This is a genomic window from Streptomyces sp. NPDC048182 (assembly GCF_043202555.1).
GTDB lineage: Bacteria > Actinomycetota > Actinomycetes > Streptomycetales > Streptomycetaceae > Streptomyces.
The window spans coordinates 322852-339698 of sequence record NZ_JBIDAQ010000007.1; the positions used below are offsets into that span (position 1 = coordinate 322852).

The following is a 16847-nucleotide window of genomic DNA, read 5'->3' on the forward strand; positions in this document are numbered from 1 at the left end:
CTTTCACTTGCGTGCGGCTCGTGGGGCGTGCCGTGCGGTGGGTCAGGCGGGGAGGTGCCAGACCTGCCAGGCGTTGGTGTTGCGGTCCCAGACCTGCAGGCGGGTGCTGTTGGCGGTGCTGCCGCCGGGGACGTCGAGGTAGCGGCCGGACTGGGGGTTCTTCAGGTGGCCGTCGGACTCGGCGGTCCACTGCTGGGCGCCGGAGCCGTTGCAGTCCCACAGCTGGAGCTTGGTGCCGTTGGCCGTGCCCTGCCCGGTCACATCGAGGCACTTGCCCAGCGCCCGCAGCGTCCCGTCGGTACCGACCGTCCACTTCTGCGCGTCGCTGCCGTTGCAGTCGTAGAGCTGTACGGCCGTGCCGTTGGCCGTGGCCGAGCCCGCGACGTCGACGCACTTGCCGCCCGCCCCGGTGACCGGCCCCGTCCGCCCGGTCGGCGGGTTCGTGGGTCCGCCCCCGCCGGGGACGGTGACCTGGCCCTGGATCAGGACCCGCGCGTTGTTGAAGGTGGCCTGGAGCCCGGAGGCGGAGTTGGACGAGGTGAGGTACTCGGCCCAGATCATGAACCAGGCCCAGCGCGGCTGTGCGGCGAGCTGCGACGGGGAGGGGACGGTGCCGACCTCGGCCAGCGAGATGGGCTTGCCGTGGGAGATGTTGACCAGCGCCTGGTACCAGTCGTTCGTCGGGTAGCCCTTGTTCCACGGGTCGAGGCTCGCGACGTCGACGTAGTTGTCACCCGGGTAGAAGCCGGACACGCCCGCGGAGCCGTTGTTGGCGTCGGTGTCCTTGACGTTCCACACCCAGACGATGTTGTTCAGGCCCCGGGAGGTCAGGTAGTCGCGGGTGATCTGGAACAGTCGCGCGCTGCCGTTGGCGCCGGACCGGCCGCCCCACCAGGCCCAGCCCTCGTTCATCTCGTGCAGCGGCCGGAAGAGCACCGGGATCCCGGCGTCCTTGAGCTGCTGGAGGTAGGACACCGCCCCCTCCAGCTTGCTCTTGTAGGCGTTGTTCAGGGACGTGCCGTTGGTGATCAGCTGCTGCCACTCGGCGTCCGAGAGCCGGCTGCCGTTGATGCCTCCGTTGAACTCGCAGGTCGACACGTCGGGCCGGCACATGTGCCAGGTGAGGCTCACCAGCGAGCCGTTGTTCCACTCGGTCTTCGCCTGGTTGACCAGGCTCTGGCGGTTGGCCACGTCGTCGGCGCGGAAGCCCAGCTCGCCGCCCCACAGCCCGGGCCACTTGCCGGTGAGGGAGTGCGCCTGCGCCGTGTACTGCGACGGGTTGCTGAGCGGCTCCTTGTTGTGGACGCCGCTGACCACGTGGTTGCCGCTGATCTGCCGCAGGTAGTCGACCACCGCCTGGGGCGTGGACGGGCCGAGCGCGGCGGCCGTCGGCGCGGGGGCGACGGTCGCCTGGGAGGGGGCGGCGGCCAGCCAGCCGGTGGCGGCCAGGGAGAGGGCCGCGAGTGCGGCCAGGTGCTTGCGCGTGAAGAGCTTCGATCTCAAGGGGAGACCCTCTCGTGGGGGCGCATGACATCGATGTCCTGCGCGGGGGGTGGGGAGGGATCGACGCCTGGAAGCTAGAGCGGGGTTCAGGGTGTGTCAATGGATTCGACAGCTCTTCCATAGAACGCGTTAGTGGCGTTGGTCGGACTTCTGGTGATCGCCCTCGATGGACCATCGCAGGTAGGAGGCCGGGTAGCGCCGAACAGCGGGCGGATGGGAGCGCTCCCCTTACTTGAACGGTCTATGGACACGTGAATGCCCCGGGTCTACGGTGACGCGACCCCTCACCCGGCATCGGAGATGTCATGAGCAGATCACGCATGCGCCTGGCCCTGGCCACCGCCGCCACGACGACCGCCCTCGCGGCGGGTGTCCTCGTCACCGGCGGCACCGCCCAGGCCGCCGCCAACCCCGGCCCCGGCTTCCCCGCGCACTACGCGGCGCCCTACGCGGAAGTGTGGAACTCTCCGTCGGCGCTGACCAACGCCCGCAACGCCACCGGCCTGAAGTACTTCACCCTCGCCTTCGTCATCGACGGCGGCGGCTGCAACGCCACCTTCAACGGCGACACGTCCCTCACCGACCCGAGCTGGACCGCGGCGATCAACAGCCTGCGCGCCGCCGGCGGCGACGTCATCGCGTCCTTCGGCGGTGCCTCGGGCACCGAGGAGGCGCGGGCCTGTTCGTCGGTGGCGGCGCTGGAAGCCCAGTACAAGCGGGCCATCGACGGACTGAACCTGACCAGGCTGGACTTCGACATCGAGGGCGACGCCCTCAACGACACCGCCGCCAACGACCGCCGCAACACCGCACTCGCCGACCTCCAGCGGCAGTACGCCGCCCAGGGCCGACGCCTCGACATCCAGTACACCCTGCCCGTCAGCCCCACCGGACTCGGGTCCAACTCCCTCTCCCTGCTGCGGAACGCCCAGAGCCACGGCGTGAACGTCAACCTCGTCAACATCATGACGATGGACTACGGCCCCACCGTCGACATGGGCGACGCGGCGATCAGCGCGGCCAAGGGCCTGCACACCCAACTCGGCCAGATCTGGACCGGCAAGACCGCCGCCCAGCTGTGGGCCATGCAGGGCAACACCCCCATGATCGGCGTCAACGACTTCACCAACGAGGTCTTCACCACCTCCGACGCCACCGACCTCGAGAACTTCGCCGCCGCCAACGGCATCCAGGAGCTGTCCTACTGGTCGCTGGGCCGCGACAAGGCGTGCGCGACCAACGGCCAGCTCTCCGACTCGTGCAGCGGCACCCCGCAGTCGGCCTGGCAGTTCGCGAGCACCTTCAACAAGCTCACCGGGGGCTCCACCACCCCGCCGCCGACCGGCCGGACGGGTCCGGTGACGGGCGTGGGCGGCAAGTGCGTCGACGTGGCCGCCGCCGGCACCGCGAACGGCACGGCGGTGCAGCTGTACGACTGCAACGGCAGTGACGCGCAGAAGTGGACCGTCGGTACGGACGGCACGCTGCGTGCGCTGGGCAAGTGCCTCGATGTGACCGGGCAGGGCACGGCCAACGGCACCAAGCTCCAGCTGTGGGACTGCAACGGCTCCGGCGCCCAGCAGTGGACGGCCGAGTCCGACGGCCACCTGAAGAACCCGCAGTCCGGTCGCTACCTCGACGTCCCGGGCGGCAGCACCGCCAACGGCACCCGCCTGCAGATCTGGGACCGCAACACCAACGCCTGGCAGGTCTGGCACCTCCCCGCCTGACCCACCGCACGGCACACCCCACGAGCCGCACACGAAAGGCCCCCGCATGCGCACACCCCTGACAGCCACCGCCGCCCTCGCGACCGCCGCGGCCCTCCTTACCGCCTTTACCGGCCCCACCGCCTCCGCCGCCACGCCCGCCACCGGCCAGATCACCGGCGTCGGCGGCAAGTGCGTCGACGTGGCGGCCTCCGGCACCGCCAACGGCACCGCCGTCCAGCTCTACGACTGCAACGGCAGTGCCGCCCAGCAGTGGACCGTCGGCACCGACGGCACGCTGCGGGCGCTGGGCAAGTGCCTGGACGTGACCGGGCAGGGCACGGCCAACGGCACCAGACTCCAGCTGTGGGACTGCAACGGCTCCGGCGCCCAGCAGTGGACCGCCGAGTCCGACGGCCACCTGAAGAACCCGCAGTCCGGTCGCTACCTCGATGTCCCGGGCGGCAGCACCGCCAACGGCACCCGGTTGCAGATCTACGACCGCAACACCAACCCCTGGCAGACCTGGCGCCTCCCCGACGGCGGCACCACGCCCCCGCCCGGCTCGTGCACGCCGAGGCTCGGCAGCGGTGAGTACGACACCCCCGTCAGCTTCGGCGGCAAGACCTACCAGGTGCGCGTCCACGTCCCGCAGCGCGCCGCCGGCGCCCGGCTGCCGCTCGTCCTCGACCTGCACGGCAGCCAGTCCACCGGCCCGGGGCAGCTGACGTACAGCAACCTGGCGCCCACCGCCGACGCCAAGGGCTTCGTCGTCGCCGCGCCGACCGGCGTGGTGCCCAGCGGCAGCGGCTACATCTGGAACGTGCCCTACGTGACGCCCAGCGGCACCCGCGACGACGTCGGCTTCCTCCGGCAGGTCATCGACACGCTCACCGGCGCCGCCTGCCTCGACCCCGCGCGGATCTACGCCACCGGCTACTCAGGCGGCGGCCGGATGACCTCGGCGCTGGGCTGCCTGCTGTCCGACCGGATCGCCGCCATAGCGCCGGTCGCCGGTCTGCGCGCCGGCCGGCCCGACCCGGCGGACGGCAGCCGCCCCGACCCGGCGAGCTGCGCGCCCTCGCGCGCCGTTCCGGTCATCGCCTTCCACGGCCGGCAGGACGGCACCAACCCGTACGACGGCGGCGGCGACGGCACCGCCTGGCGCTACTCGGTGCCCGTGGCGCAGCAGCGCTGGGCGGCCCTGAACGGCTGCACCGCCGGCCCCGCGGTCACGCAGGTCGCCACGCACGTGCAGCGCGGCGTATACAGCGGCTGCCGGGGCGGCGCCGACGTCGAGCTGTATACCGTCTCCGACGGCGGCCACACCTGGCCCGACTCGCCCTACGACAACGGCAACGGCAAGGTCACGCACGAGATCAGCGCCAACGCCCTGATGTGGGACTTCTTCCAGCGTCACCCCCTGGCGTAGCCCGCCCAGGCCCACCGGCACTCAAACGCTCTTTCCGACGGACCGCGCCGCGTGCCAAGGGCACGCGGCCACCTCGTCCTTACCAAACTAGACCGTTCTATGGACAGGGCCCGATGTTCCCTCTACGTTAAGCAGCCGTCGGCCCGCAGCGCGGTCTGTCCCGTCAAGCACAGCTCAAGCACAAGGAGTTGGATCCGGCATGCGAAGAACAGTCCTGGCCGGCACCGGAGTCGCCCTCGCCCTCACCCTCTCGGCGTGCGCCGGGTCGGGCGGCGGCGGATCGTCCTCGTCGGACGCGGCGAACGCACCCAGCGACCCCAAGAAGGTGTCGGGCACCATCACCGTCCTCACCAACCGCACCGACCAGGTGCAGGACGGCACCCTCAAGGGCTACGCCGACCGGTTCAAGAAGGAGTACCCGAACGTCACGGTGAAGTTCCAGGGCCTCACCGACTACGAGGGCGACGTCAAGATCCGCCTCAACAGCAAGAACTACGGCGACGTCCTGTCCATCCCCAACTCGGTGCCGCTGAAGCAGTACCCGAACTTCTTCGCCTCGCTCGGCTCCTCCGCCGACCTGTCGAAGACGTACGACTTCACCGACCGCGCCACCGTCGACGGCAAGGTCTACGGCATCGCCAACATCGGCACCGCCAACGGCTTCGTCTACAACAAGGCCGTCTGGAAGCAGGCCGGCGTCACCGAGTGGCCCACCACGCCGCAGGAGTTCCTGGACGCCCTCAAGGCCATCAAGTCCAAGACCAAGGCGACGCCCTACTACACCAACTACCACGACGGCTGGCCCATGACGAACTGGGGCAACGCCCTCGGCTCGCCCAGCTGCGATCCGGCCGCCAACGACAAGCTGGCCGACACCAAGGAGCCCTGGGCGCCCGGGCAGGACCTGCACACCGTCGACACGCTGCTGTACGACATCGTGCACGGCAAGCTGGCCGAGACCGACCCGACCACCACCAACTGGGAGAACTCCAAGAAGCTGATCGGCACCGGCCAGGTCGGGACCATGTGGCTCGGCTCCTGGGCGGTGGTGCAGATGCAGGCCGCCGCGAAGGACGCCGGCAAGAACCCCGACGACATCGGCTTCATGCCCTTCCCCACGCAGAAGGACGGCCACTTCTGCTCGGTGGTGCGGCCCGACTACCAGTACGCAGTCAGCGCCCATTCCAAGAACAAGGCCGCAGCGCGGGCCTGGCTGGACTGGTACATCAACAAGTCCGGCGACGCCCAGGCCGCCCTCTCCATCTCCTCGGTCAAGGGCACCGCGCTGCCCGCCCCGCTGAAGCCCTTCGAGGCCGCCGGCGTGAAGTTCGTCCACCTCGTCAACGAGAAGACGGCGCAGGTGGACGAGATCGACAAGGCGTCCGAGGTCGGTCTGAACGCCCAGGACTACCCGCAGCGCATCGTCGACACGGCGCGCGGGACCGCCGGGGGCAGCCTGGACGGCGTCCTGAAGGACCTCAACAAGAGGTGGTCCGAGGCCCAGGGCACCCTCGGCTGACCCACCGCCCCGCAGCCGTGGCCGCGCCCGGGGAAGCGCCGACGACCTCCCCGGGCGCGGCCACCACCAGCACCCAGCCCCTCAGCACCAGCCCACCAGCCGTTGACCGCAGCGGCGATCGGAAGAAGGACCGGATGAGCGCACCGCGGACCGCGGGCCGCACCCCACCCGCCCGTACCCTGCCGCCGCCGGACGCGCCGGCCGCCCCCGCGCGCAAGACGGCACGGCCGGAAGGGGCCCGCCGCCCCCGCCGCAGCCGCCGCGGCCACCGCTGGTTCACTCCGTGGCTCTACCTGATCGCCCCGCTCGCCTTCCTGGTGACCTTCACCTGCGTACCGGTGGTCAGCCTCTTCTCCTACAGCCTCACCGACTTTGACGGCCTGAGCCCGACGAGCGCGTACGTCGGCCTGGAGAACTACACCGAACTCTTCACCCGGCCGCAGCTCTTCCGCGTCTTCTGGGTCAGCCTCTTCTACCTCGCCGGCTCGGCCGTGCAGATCGGCCTGGCGCTCTACTTCGCCACGGTGCTCAGCTTCAACACCCGGCTGCGCAACCTCTTCAAGGGGATCCTGTTCTTCCCCTACCTGATCAACGGCGTGGCGATCGGCTTCGTGTTCCTCTACTTCTTCCAGCCCGGCGGCACCCTGGACACGGTGCTGCACTGGTTCGGCGCCGGCCCCCACCTGTGGCTGGGCGACCCCGACCTGGTCAACACCTCGCTCGCGGGCGTCTCCGTGTGGCGCTTCATGGGCCTGAACATGGTGCTGTTCATCGGTGCCATCCAGTCGATCCCGCCGGAGCTGTACGAGGCCGCCGCACTGGACGGGGCGAGCCGCTGGCAGCAGTTCCGCCACATCATCGCGCCGAGCATCCGGCCCATCGTCTCGCTCAGCGTCATCCTCGCGGTCTCCGGGGCGCTTTCGGTGTTCGAGATCCCGTACGTGATGACCGGCGGCGCCAACAACAGCCAGACCTTCGTCATCCAGACCATCAAGCTGGCGTTCAACTTCAACAAGACGGGGCTCGCCTCGGCCGCCGCGGTCGTGCTGCTGGTGTTCGTCCTGCTGATCACCTGGTTGCAGCGGGTGCTGTTCCCGGACGAGAGGGTGGAGCAGTCATGACCACGGCCACCGGATCCACCACCGTCCCGCGCCGGGCCACCACCCCGCTGCGCAGCCGCCTCGCCGTGTTCCTCAAGTACCTCTCCCTGGTGCTCGCGAGCGCCGTCGTCCTCGTACCGCTGGCCGCCGTCCTCCTCACCTCCCTGCGCAGCAGCCGGGAGATGGCCGACGACAGCGCCCTGGCCCTGCCCGACGACTGGCTGAACCTGCACAACTACGCCGTCGCCTTCACCGACGGGCACATGCTGCGCGCCCTCGGGAACACCACGTTCATCCTGGTCTTCTCGGTGCTCGGCACCGTCCTGATCGGCTCCATGACCGCCTATGCCATCGACCGCTTCCACTTCCCGCTCAAGAAGCTGGTCATGGCGCTGTTCCTGATCGCCTCGCTGGTGCCGAGCGTGACCACGCAGGTCGCGACCTACCAGATCGTCAACAACATGGGCGTGATGGACACCCGGTGGGCGCCCGTCCTGCTCTACATGGGCACCGACATCGTGTCGATCTACATCTTCCTGCAGTTCATCCGGTCCATCCCGGTCTCCCTCGACGAGGCGGCCCGGCTGGACGGCGCGAACTCCTTCACGATCTACCGGCGCATCATCCTGCCGCTGCTGAAGCCGGCGATCGCCACCGTGGTCATCGTCAAGGGCGTCGCCGTCTACAACGACTTCTACATCCCCTTCCTCTACATGCCGAGCGACGGCCTCGGCACCATCTCCACCTCGCTGTTCCGCTTCAAGGGCCCCTACGGCGCCCACTGGGAAGTCATCTCCGCGGGCGCGGCACTCGTCATCGTGCCCAGCCTGGTGGTCTTCCTCGCGCTGCAGCGATTCATCTACAACGGCTTCGCCGCCGGCGCCACCAAGTGAGCGAACAAGGAGTACGCATGAAGGTCAGCACGCCCCTCACCGACGGCTGGACCGTGCGCCTGGACACCACCAGGCACCGCCCCGACCAGGCGCCGGACGCCCTGCTCGACGCGGCACTGCCCGCCGCCGTGCCGGGCTGCGTGCACACCGACCTGCTGGCCGCCGGGCTGATCCCGGACCCGTTCCTGGACCGCAACGAGACGGAAGTGGCCTGGGTCGGCCGCGCCGACTGGAGCTACCGCACCCGCCTGGACGCCGGCGCGGACGCGGCCGGGCACGAGCGCACCGACCTCGTCTTCGACGGCCTGGACACGGTCGCCGAGATCCGGCTCGGCGGGGAACGGCTCGGCGCCACCCGCAACATGCACCGCTCCTACCGGTACGACGTCACCGGCCGGACGGGCGGCGGCCCCGGGACGCTCCTCGAGGTCGACTTCACCTCCGCCTACCAGGAGGCGGAACGCGTGCGCGACCTGCTCGGGCCCCGCCCCAACGCCTACCCCGAGCCCTTCAACTTCGTCCGCAAGATGGCCAGTTCCTTCGGCTGGGACTGGGGCCCCACCCTGGTCACCGCCGGGATCTGGCGGCCCGCCCGGCTGGAGCACTGGTCGGTGGCCCGGCTCGCCGAGGTCCGCCCGGAGGTCACCGTCGGCGCCGACGGCACCGGGCGGGTGCGGCTGCGCGTGGAGGTCGAGCGCACCGAGGGCGGCGCCGACCGCACCCTGCGCGCCGTGGTCCGCGTCGGCGACGCCGAGGCGGGCGTGGAGCTGCCGCCGGGCGCCACGACGGCCGACGTGGACGTCGAGGTGCCGGACGCCGACCTCTGGTGGCCGCGCGGCTACGGGGACCAGCACCTGTACGCCTGCGCCCTGACCCTCACCGACGCCGACGCGCCCGGCGAGCCGTTGGACGGATGGGAGCGCCGCGTCGGCTTCCGCACCGTCGAGCTGGACACCTCCGCCGACGCCGCGGGCAGCGGCTTCACCCTCGTCGTCAACGGCGTGCGCACCTTCGTGCGCGGCGTCAACTGGATCCCCGACGACGCCCTGATCACCCGCGTCGACGCGGCCCGCTACCGGCGCCGCCTCACCCAGGCGGCGGCGGCCGGCGTGGACCTCGTCCGCGTCTGGGGCGGCGGCGTCTACGAGAGCGAGGACTTCTACGACATCTGCGACGAGCTAGGGCTGATGGTCTGGCAGGACTTCCTCTTCGCCTGCGCCGCCTACCCGGAGGAGGAGCCGCTGCGCTCGGAGGTCGAGGCCGAGGCCCGCGAGAACGTGGTCCGCCTGATGCCGCACGCCTCCCTGGTGCTGTGGAACGGCAACAACGAGAACCTGTGGGGCTTCCGCGACTGGGAGTGGGAGCCGCAGCTCGCCGGCGCCTCCTGGGGCGAGGGCTACTACCTGGACGTCCTCCCGCGCGTCGTCGCCGCCACCGACCCGACCCGGCCCTACTGGGCGGGCAGCCCCTGGTCCGGCTCGCGCGAACTGCACCCCAACGACCCCGCCCACGGCACCAGCCACTCCTGGGAGGTGTGGAACCGCCTGGACCACTCCGCCTACCGCGACGACGTGCCCCGCTTCGTCGCCGAGTTCGGCTGGCAGGCGCCCCCGGCCCACGCCACCCTGCGGCGCGCCGTCACCGACGACCCGCTGACGCCCGACTCGCCCGGCGTCCTGCACCACCAGAAGGCCGAGGACGGCAACGGCAAGCTCGCCCGCGGCCTCGCCCCGCACTTCGCCGCCCCCGAGGACTACGACACCTGGCACTACCTGACCCAGGTCAACCAGGTGCGCGCCGTCGCCACCGGCGTCGAGCACTGGCGCGCGCACTGGCCGCACTGCGCCGGCGTGATCCTCTGGCAGCTCAACGACTGCTGGCCGGTCACCAGCTGGGCCGCCGTCGACGGCGACGAACGCGAGAAGCCGCTCTACCACGAACTGGGCCGCCTCTACGCCGACCGCCTGCTCACCCTCAGGCGCCGGGACGGCCGGCTGGTCCTGACCGCGGTGAACCAGAGCGCCACGCCCTGGAGCTGCGCGGCGTCGGTGCGCCGCCTCGACGTCCACGGCGCGGTGCCGGCCGAGCAGCGGGTGCCCGTCGACGTACCGGCGCGCGCGGTGGCCGACATCGAGCTGCCCGACACCCTGACCACGCCGGACGACCCGCGCCGGGAGTTCCTCGTCGCCGACGCGGACGGCCTGCGCGCCGTGCACTTCGCGGTGCCGGACCGGCAGTTCGCCTACCCGCCCGCCGAGGCCGTCGTCAAGGTCACCCGGGAGGACGGGGGCGCCCGGGTGACGGTGACCGCGCACACCCTGCTGCGGGACCTGCTCCTGCAGGCCGACCGCCTGCACCCCGACGCCCGCGCCGACCGCGGCCTGGTGACGCTGCTGCCGGGGGAGAGCGCCGAGGTCGCCGTCGCCGGCTGGGACGGCGAGGCCCCCGAGGCGCTGCAGGGAGCCCTCCGCGCGGTCAACGGTTCGGGTGCGCCGATCCTCTTCGGCGACGCGTCGCGCTGAGCACGGAACCGGGGGCGGGGGCTCGATCGTCATCCAGGACGGAGACATCGAGCCCACCGACACCCGGCCGCCCCGGCGCGGGTGTCCGAGAGGAGTACGGCGGACATGGGACTTCTGGCCTGGCTGGTGCTGGGACTGATCGCCGGAGTGATCGCGAAGGTACTGCTGCCCGGCCGGGACCCGGGCGGCCTGGTCGGCACCACCGTGATCGGCATCGCGGGCGCCTTCCTCGGCGGCTGGCTGTCGGCGAAGTTCCTCGACCGGCCCGTCCAGCGCGACTTCTTCGACGCCGCGACCTGGGGCTCCGCCATCGTCGGCGCCCTCGTCCTGCTGATCGCCTACCGCCTGCTGTTCGGCAACTCCCGGGACTGACGGCCCCGGCCGCCCGCGCGGCTCAGGACGCCTCGGGGCGGGACGCGTCGAAGCCGGCGAACATGTCCAGGAGGGGCTGCGGGGCGCGGTCGTGGAACAGGATCTCCTGTGACTCGGCCGAGTCCCGCGCGGTCGCCTCGCCGCGCGCGAACATCACCTCCTCGTACGCGGCCAGCGCGGCCTCCGCGTCGCCTGGGTGGGCGGCGAGCGCCCGGCCCAGGTCGGCGCCGTCGATCATGGCGAGGTTGGCGCCCTCGCCGGCGAAGGGCGACATGAGGTGGGCGGCGTCGCCGAGCAGCGTCACGCCCGGGACGCGCTCCCAGCGCAGGCCGACCGGCAGCGCGTGGATCAGGCGCGGCACCAGCGGGCCGTCGGCGTCATCGACCAGCCGGCGCAGCTCCGGTGCCCAGTCGGCGAAGTGGGCCAGGACCGCCGCCTTCGCCGCCGCCTGGTCGGTGAAGTCGATCGTGGACAGCCACTCCTCGGGGCTGCGCAGCGCGGTGTAGACGTGCAGGCTGCCGTCGGACTCCCGGTGGCCGAGGAAGCCCCGGTGGTCGCCGAGCGCGAAGAACATGCCGCCGCCCATCAGCCGGGCGCTCGCGGGGTGGCGGGCGTCGGCGTCCAGGAGGTCCAGCTCGACGAAGGAGATGCCGGTGTAGGCGGGCCGGGCGTCGCTGAGCAGCGGACGGATCCGGGACCAGGCGCCGTCGGCGCCGACGAGCAGCCCCGCGGTGAGGACGGTGCCGTCGGCGAGCGTCACCTCGTGCCCGCCGTCCGCAACCGGCTTCGCGCCGGTGACCTTGGCGCCCCAGCGGACGGTGCCCTCGGGCAGCGAGTCGAGCAGCAGGTCGCGCAGATCGCCGCGGTCGATCTCGGGGCGTCCGCCCTCGGCGTCGTCCGCCTCCTCGCGCAGCACCCGGGCGTCCCGGTCCAGGACCCGCAGGGCCTGGCCGCCGGGGTGGACCTTGGCGAGGAACGCCTCGTGCAGCCCGGCGGCGCGCAGAGCGGCCTGGCCGGTCTCCACGTGGATGTCGAGCATGCCGCCCTGCACCCGGGCGTGCCGGTCCGCCTCCAGGTCGAAGACGGTCGACCCGATGCCGTTGACGTGCAGGACGCGGGCGAGGACGAGGCCGCTGAGGCCGCCGCCGACGATCGCTACGGGGTGGTGGGGGGTGTTCATGTCGTACCTCGCTTCTTCTGGTGCTCTTCGGGAGTCAGGGGGTGGGGTCGGTGGGGATCGGCGTGCTGCCGGCTCCGTTGACGACCATGCGGAAGGTCCACGCCAGGCGCGTGGCAGGGGTGCCGGAGACCAGGTCGGCGCGGAGCGCGGCGATCCGCGGGTGGGTGTCGGTGCCCGCCCGGTCGAGCGCGGTCAGCAACGCGTCGTGCTCCTGCTCGGCGCCGGGGGCCCGGTCCCGGGAGGACTGCTCGGCGGCCGTCGCGGTGGCGACCTGGAGCAGGACGTCCACGCCCCAGGCCGCCTGCGTGCCCGGCACGCCGCCCTCGTCCAGCAGGGCGAGGATCCCCTCGACCAGGGCGAGGTAGTGCGGCCCGGAAGGGCGCGCCACCAGGGCGGAGTGGGCGAGGCTCGGGTGCTCGAACAGCATGAGGGTGTAGGAGGTGAGGACCGCGCCGAGGCGCTCCCGCCACTCGCCCCGTGCGGTGACCGGGCCGAGGTCGACGGCGCCGAGCAGCTCCTCCAGGATCGCCGCGTGCAGCTCCGCCGCGTTGGCGACGTAGACATACAGCGAGGCGGGACCGGTGTCGAGCTCCTGGGCGAGGCGGCGCATGGTGACGCGCTGGAGCCCCTCCGCGCGCATCACCCGCACCGCGGCGGCGACGATCCCCTGGTAGGAGAGGGCGGGTTTGGCCGGCCGGTCGCGGCGGCTGCGGGGAGCGGGAGTGCGCGGGGTCATGGGTCCAGTGTGAACGAACATGTTCGTCAAGAACAAGTTCGTAGCGAACATGTTCGTGATACTCGGTGCGGTTCTGACCGTCCGCGGGCGCTAGGAAGGCCCGGCACGGGGCAGTCCGGATTCTGTGACCCAAGAGAAGAGCGGTATCCGACTGGTACAGACCGTCCTTGACAGCACCGACGCCCGGCGGCTGGCCGAGTTCTACCGGGCCCTCCTCGGCCTGGTCTACCGCGCGGGAGACGAACCGCCGCCCGTCGGACGCCCCGATGAGCGGGGACGCGACTGGCTGGTGCTCAGGACCCCCGACGGCAGCCCGCAGCTCGCCGTCCAGCAGGTCGCGCGGCTCACCGCGCCGACCTGGCCGGACGGCCCGGTGCCGCAGCAACTGCACCTCGACCTCGGGGTGGACTCGGTGGCCGAGCTGCGGAGGCAGCACGAGCGGGTCCTCGCCCTCGGCGGCACCCTGCTGGCCGACCGCGAGCGTTCCGACGCCGGGGACGACGAGCCCTTCCGTGTGTACCGGGACCCCGACGGCCACCCGTTCTGCGTGTTCGTCGCCACGCCGCCCGACAGCCGGGTGTAGCCGCGCACGTCAGGGGCACTTAGGTGCACCGGCCCACCGCAGAGCGAGGAGCACCGTCCATGCAGGAGGCGACACCGCCGTCGACCGCACGCCGGCCGGCGGGCGAGGGCACGGCGACCCGGGACAGGGGCGGACCTCGGTCCGGAGGGGAGCGCGGCAGCCGCCGGGTTCGTCCGGTACGTCGACGCCCTGGCCGTCGGCGCCCAGGACTGCCCGCTCCCCGGCAGCGGCGGCACCCGGGCCCGCTTCGACGCGCTGAGCGCGGTGGCCCGCGACGACCTCGCCGTGGCCCGGCTGGTGGAGGGCCATCTCGACGCCGCGGCGATCCTCGCCGAGCTGGGGCAGGAGCCGGTCGTGCTCGGGCAGTACTGGGCGGTGTGGGCCGCGGAACCGCCGGGCCCGGGCCTGACCGCCACCCGCACCGGCGACGGCTGGGTGCTCGACGGCCTCAAGCAGTACTGCTCGGGCGCGCACACCTGCACCCACGCCCTGGTCACCGCGCGCGCCGAGGACGGGCGGCGGCTGTTCGCGGTAGGCACCGCGGCATCGGACGGTGCCGCCGCATCGGCCGACGGCCCCGGTTGCCACCCGGTGCCCGGCACCTGGCCCGCGATCGGCATGGCCGGCAGCGACAGCCCCGACGTCCGGTTCACCCACGTGCCGGCCATCCCGGTCGGCGAGGTGGAGGCGTACCTGCGCCGGCCCGGCTTCCACCACGGCGGGGTCGGCGTGGCCGCCTGCTGGCTCGGCGGGGCCGAGGCCGTGGCGCGGGTGCTGTACGAGCGGGCCGCGCGGCGCGCCGACCTGTTCACCGACGCGCACACCGGCGCCGTCGACCTGAGGCTGCACGCGGCCCGGACGGTGCTCGACCGGGCGGCGGACGAGATCGACGCCGACCCGCTGGACGAGACCGGCACCGCGGCCCTGCGGGCGCTGCGGGTGCGGGCGCTGGTCGCCGAGACGTGCGCCGAGGTCCTCGACCGGGTCGGCCGCGCGACCGGGGCCGGGCCGCTGTGCCGCGACGCCGGCCATGCCCGGGCCGCCACCGACCTCGCCGTCTACGTTCGCCAGCACCACGCCGAGCGGGACCTCGCGGCGCTGGGGGAGCGGGTGGCCCGCGGCGACGGGGACGGGGCGGGCCGGTGACCGCCGAGCGCTGCGCCGAGGCCGGCCCGCACACCGGTCCCGACGCCGGCACCACGTACGCCGATCCGATCCAGGCCCCGGGCACCGACGAGGCGCGCTGGCGGGCCTGGGACGGCTGGCTCCGCATGCCCCGCTGCCCGCTGCCCACGGCCGGCCGGGTCGTCGTGGCCGCCGCCCACCCCGACGACGAGGTGCTGGGCGCCGGCGGTGCCCTCGCCCTCCTCGCGGCGGCGGGGGTCGCGCTCACCGTGGTCTCCGTGACCGACGGCGAGGGCTCCCACCCGGGCAGCACCCGCATGACCCCCGACCGCCTCGCCGCCGTGCGCGCCCGCGAGTTGCGCGACGCGCTCGACGAACTGGGCGCGCGGGACGCCGAGATCGTACGGCTGCGCCTGCCCGACACCGGCGTGGCCGATCACGAGAAGCGCCTGACCGGCGAGTTGAGCCGGCTCCTCGCCGGGGCCGCGCTCTGCCTCGCGCCGTGGACGGGGGACGTGCACGGCGACCACGAGGCGGTGGGCCGCGCGGCGCTGGCCGCCGCGGAGGCCGCGTCCGTGCCGTGCCGGCTCTACCCGGTGTGGCTGTGGCACTGGGCCGCGCCCGACGACTCCCGGGTCCCCTGGGAGACGGCCTCCCGGATCGATCTGCCGCCGGCGGTGCGGGTGCGCAAGCACGCCGCGGTCCGGCGCTTCACCAGCCAGATCCGGCCGCTGGGGCCGGGTCCGGAGGACGCCGCCGTGCTGCCCCCGGAGGAGCTGGCCCACCATCTGCGCGGCTGGGAGGTGGTGTTCGGATGACCCGCCCCCGCACGCCCGACACGTACTTCGACGCCATGTACCGCGACACCGAGGACCCCTGGAGCCTCGCGGAGCGCTGGTACGAGCGGCGCAAGTACGACCTGACCGTCGCCGCGCTGCCCCGGCCCCGCTACCGGCGGGCCTTCGAGCCCGGTTGCTCGGTCGGCGAGCTGACCCGCCGGCTGGCCGCCCGCTGCGACGCCGTGCTCGCCTGCGACCGGGTCGGCCCGGCGGCCGACACGGCCCGCCGCCGCACCCGCGACCTCCCGAACGTGGAGGTGCGGCGCATGCTGCTGCCCGAGGAGTGGCCGGAGGGGAGCTTCGACCTGATCGTCCTGTCCGAGTTGCTCTACTACCTCGACGGCGCCGCCTTCGACCGGCTCCTGGAGCGGACGCTGGCCTCGCTCGAGCCGGGCGGCACCCTCGTCACGGTGCACTGGGACCACCCGGTGCCCGAGCACCTGACCACCGGCAGCGGAGTCGCCGACCGCCTCGCCGGCCGGCCGGGCCTCGATCTGCTGGCCGACCACCGCGAGGAGGACTTCGTCCTCCAGGTGCACCGCAGGCCGGCGCCGGACGGCGAGCGCGCGTCCTCGGTCGCGGCCGGAGAGGGACTGGTGTGACCGGGCGGGTGGCCGTCGTCGTGCCCGCCCACGACGAGGAGGCCCTGCTCCCGCACGCGCTCGCGGCGCTCGCGGCGGCGGCCCGGCACCCCGGTCTCGCCGGTGTTCGCGTGGAGACCGTCGTCGTGGCGGACGCCTGCCGCGACCGGACCGCCGCCGTCGCCCGCGCGGCCGGCGCCCGGGTCGTCACCACCGACCGCCGCAACCCCGGGGCGGCCCGGCACGCGGGCGCGCGCCATGCCCTGGACCACTGGCCCGGCGGCCCGGCGGACGCCTGGATCGCCACCACGGACGCCGACAGCACGGTGCCCGCCGACTGGCTCGTCCACCAGCTGGCCCGGGCCCGCGAGGGCTGGCACGCCGTCGTCGGCACCGTGGTCCTGCCGCCCACCTCCCCGCTGGCCGCACCGCACCGGACCCGCTACGAGGCGACCCGGCCGGCCGGCGGCGCCGTCTGGCACCATCCGCACGTGCACGGCGCCAACCTGGGCGTCGCCGCCGTCGCGTACCTGGACGTCGGCGGCTTCCCGCCGCTGGCCACCGGCGAGGACCGCGCGCTGGTGGCGGCCCTGGAGCGCCACGGCCACCGCGTCCTGCGCACCGCCCACGCCCCCGTCCTCACCTCCCCGCGCCTGACCGCCCGCGCCCGCGACGGCTTCGGCGCCTACCTGGCCGCGCTGCCGTATCCGGCGGGCGCTTGAACCGGGCGGGCCCGCGTCCGGTGAGCGCGGG

15 protein-coding genes are annotated in these 16847 nt (G+C 73.1%); 12 read left to right on the plus strand and 3 right to left on the minus strand.

The features are described from left to right. Window positions 1-42 precede the first annotated feature (42 nt). Window positions 43-1503: a glycosyl hydrolase gene (locus ACGFZL_RS17065; protein ID WP_393692422.1), complete on the minus strand. Its 1461-nt coding sequence runs from the start codon at window positions 1501-1503 to the stop codon at window positions 43-45. 305 nt (window positions 1504-1808) lie between these two features. On the opposite strand from ACGFZL_RS17065, the gene ACGFZL_RS17070 reads away from it, so the two are divergent. The 7 genes from ACGFZL_RS17070 (at window position 1809) to ACGFZL_RS17100 (ending at window position 11050) form a co-directional block, all read left to right on the plus strand. After that, window positions 1809-3233, plus strand: coding sequence for an RICIN domain-containing protein (locus tag ACGFZL_RS17070; RefSeq protein ID WP_393692424.1), 1425 nt, complete (start codon window positions 1809-1811; stop codon window positions 3231-3233). Between the two features lie 46 nt (window positions 3234-3279). After that, entirely contained in the window at window positions 3280-4644 is a 1365-nt protein-coding gene (locus ACGFZL_RS17075) for an RICIN domain-containing protein (protein ID WP_393692426.1), read from the plus strand. 199 nt (window positions 4645-4843) lie between these two features. Continuing rightward, window positions 4844-6163 carry an extracellular solute-binding protein gene (locus ACGFZL_RS17080; RefSeq protein WP_355173862.1) on the plus strand — a complete coding sequence of 440 codons (1320 nt, stop codon included), beginning with the start codon at window positions 4844-4846 and terminating at the stop codon, window positions 6161-6163. 134 nt (window positions 6164-6297) lie between these two features. Then, window positions 6298-7284 carry a carbohydrate ABC transporter permease gene (locus ACGFZL_RS17085; RefSeq protein ID WP_393692428.1) on the plus strand — a complete coding sequence of 329 codons (987 nt, stop codon included), beginning with the start codon at window positions 6298-6300 and terminating at the stop codon, window positions 7282-7284. Beyond that, on the plus strand, window positions 7281-8156 hold the full coding sequence (locus ACGFZL_RS17090; protein WP_355173866.1) for a carbohydrate ABC transporter permease: 876 nt from the start codon (window positions 7281-7283) through the stop codon (window positions 8154-8156). Before ACGFZL_RS17085 ends, ACGFZL_RS17090 begins: the two co-directional genes overlap by 4 nt. A 17-nt stretch (window positions 8157-8173) precedes the next feature. Continuing rightward, complete coding sequence (locus tag ACGFZL_RS17095; protein WP_393692430.1) at window positions 8174-10678, plus strand: glycosyl hydrolase 2 galactose-binding domain-containing protein; 2505 nt, start codon at window positions 8174-8176, stop codon at window positions 10676-10678. A 105-nt stretch (window positions 10679-10783) separates the two neighbouring features. Beyond that, window positions 10784-11050, plus strand: coding sequence for a GlsB/YeaQ/YmgE family stress response membrane protein (locus ACGFZL_RS17100; protein ID WP_355173870.1), 267 nt, complete (start codon window positions 10784-10786; stop codon window positions 11048-11050). Between the two features lie 22 nt (window positions 11051-11072). On the opposite strand, the gene ACGFZL_RS17105 is transcribed toward ACGFZL_RS17100, so the two are convergent. Then, complete coding sequence (locus tag ACGFZL_RS17105) at window positions 11073-12230, minus strand: FAD-dependent oxidoreductase (protein ID WP_393692432.1); 1158 nt, start codon at window positions 12228-12230, stop codon at window positions 11073-11075. Window positions 12231-12264: 34 nt separating this feature from the next. Beyond that, complete coding sequence (locus ACGFZL_RS17110; protein WP_393692434.1) at window positions 12265-12966, minus strand: TetR/AcrR family transcriptional regulator; 702 nt, start codon at window positions 12964-12966, stop codon at window positions 12265-12267. A gap of 124 nt (window positions 12967-13090) precedes the next feature. Here ACGFZL_RS17110 and ACGFZL_RS17115 point away from each other — a divergent pair, with 124 nt between their 5' ends. From ACGFZL_RS17115 to ACGFZL_RS17135, 5 genes are all read left to right on the plus strand, one after another. Further along, window positions 13091-13549, plus strand: a complete 459-nt coding sequence (locus ACGFZL_RS17115; protein ID WP_393692436.1) for a VOC family protein — start codon at window positions 13091-13093, stop codon at window positions 13547-13549. 264 nt (window positions 13550-13813) lie between these two features. Beyond that, a complete protein-coding gene (locus ACGFZL_RS17120; protein WP_393692438.1) occupies window positions 13814-14695 on the plus strand; it encodes an acyl-CoA dehydrogenase in 882 nt (293 codons plus the stop codon). After that, the gene (locus tag ACGFZL_RS17125; RefSeq protein ID WP_393692440.1) at window positions 14692-15492 is read left to right on the plus strand and encodes a PIG-L deacetylase family protein; all 801 of its coding nucleotides are present in this window, start codon (window positions 14692-14694) and stop codon (window positions 15490-15492) included. The genes ACGFZL_RS17120 and ACGFZL_RS17125 overlap by 4 nt, the downstream gene beginning before the upstream one ends. Beyond that, window positions 15489-16115, plus strand: a complete 627-nt coding sequence (locus ACGFZL_RS17130; RefSeq protein WP_393692442.1) for a class I SAM-dependent methyltransferase — start codon at window positions 15489-15491, stop codon at window positions 16113-16115. The genes ACGFZL_RS17125 and ACGFZL_RS17130 overlap by 4 nt, the downstream gene beginning before the upstream one ends. After that, a complete protein-coding gene (locus tag ACGFZL_RS17135) occupies window positions 16112-16816 on the plus strand; it encodes a glycosyltransferase (RefSeq protein ID WP_393692444.1) in 705 nt (234 codons plus the stop codon). Before ACGFZL_RS17130 ends, ACGFZL_RS17135 begins: the two co-directional genes overlap by 4 nt. Window positions 16817-16847 lie beyond the last annotated feature (31 nt).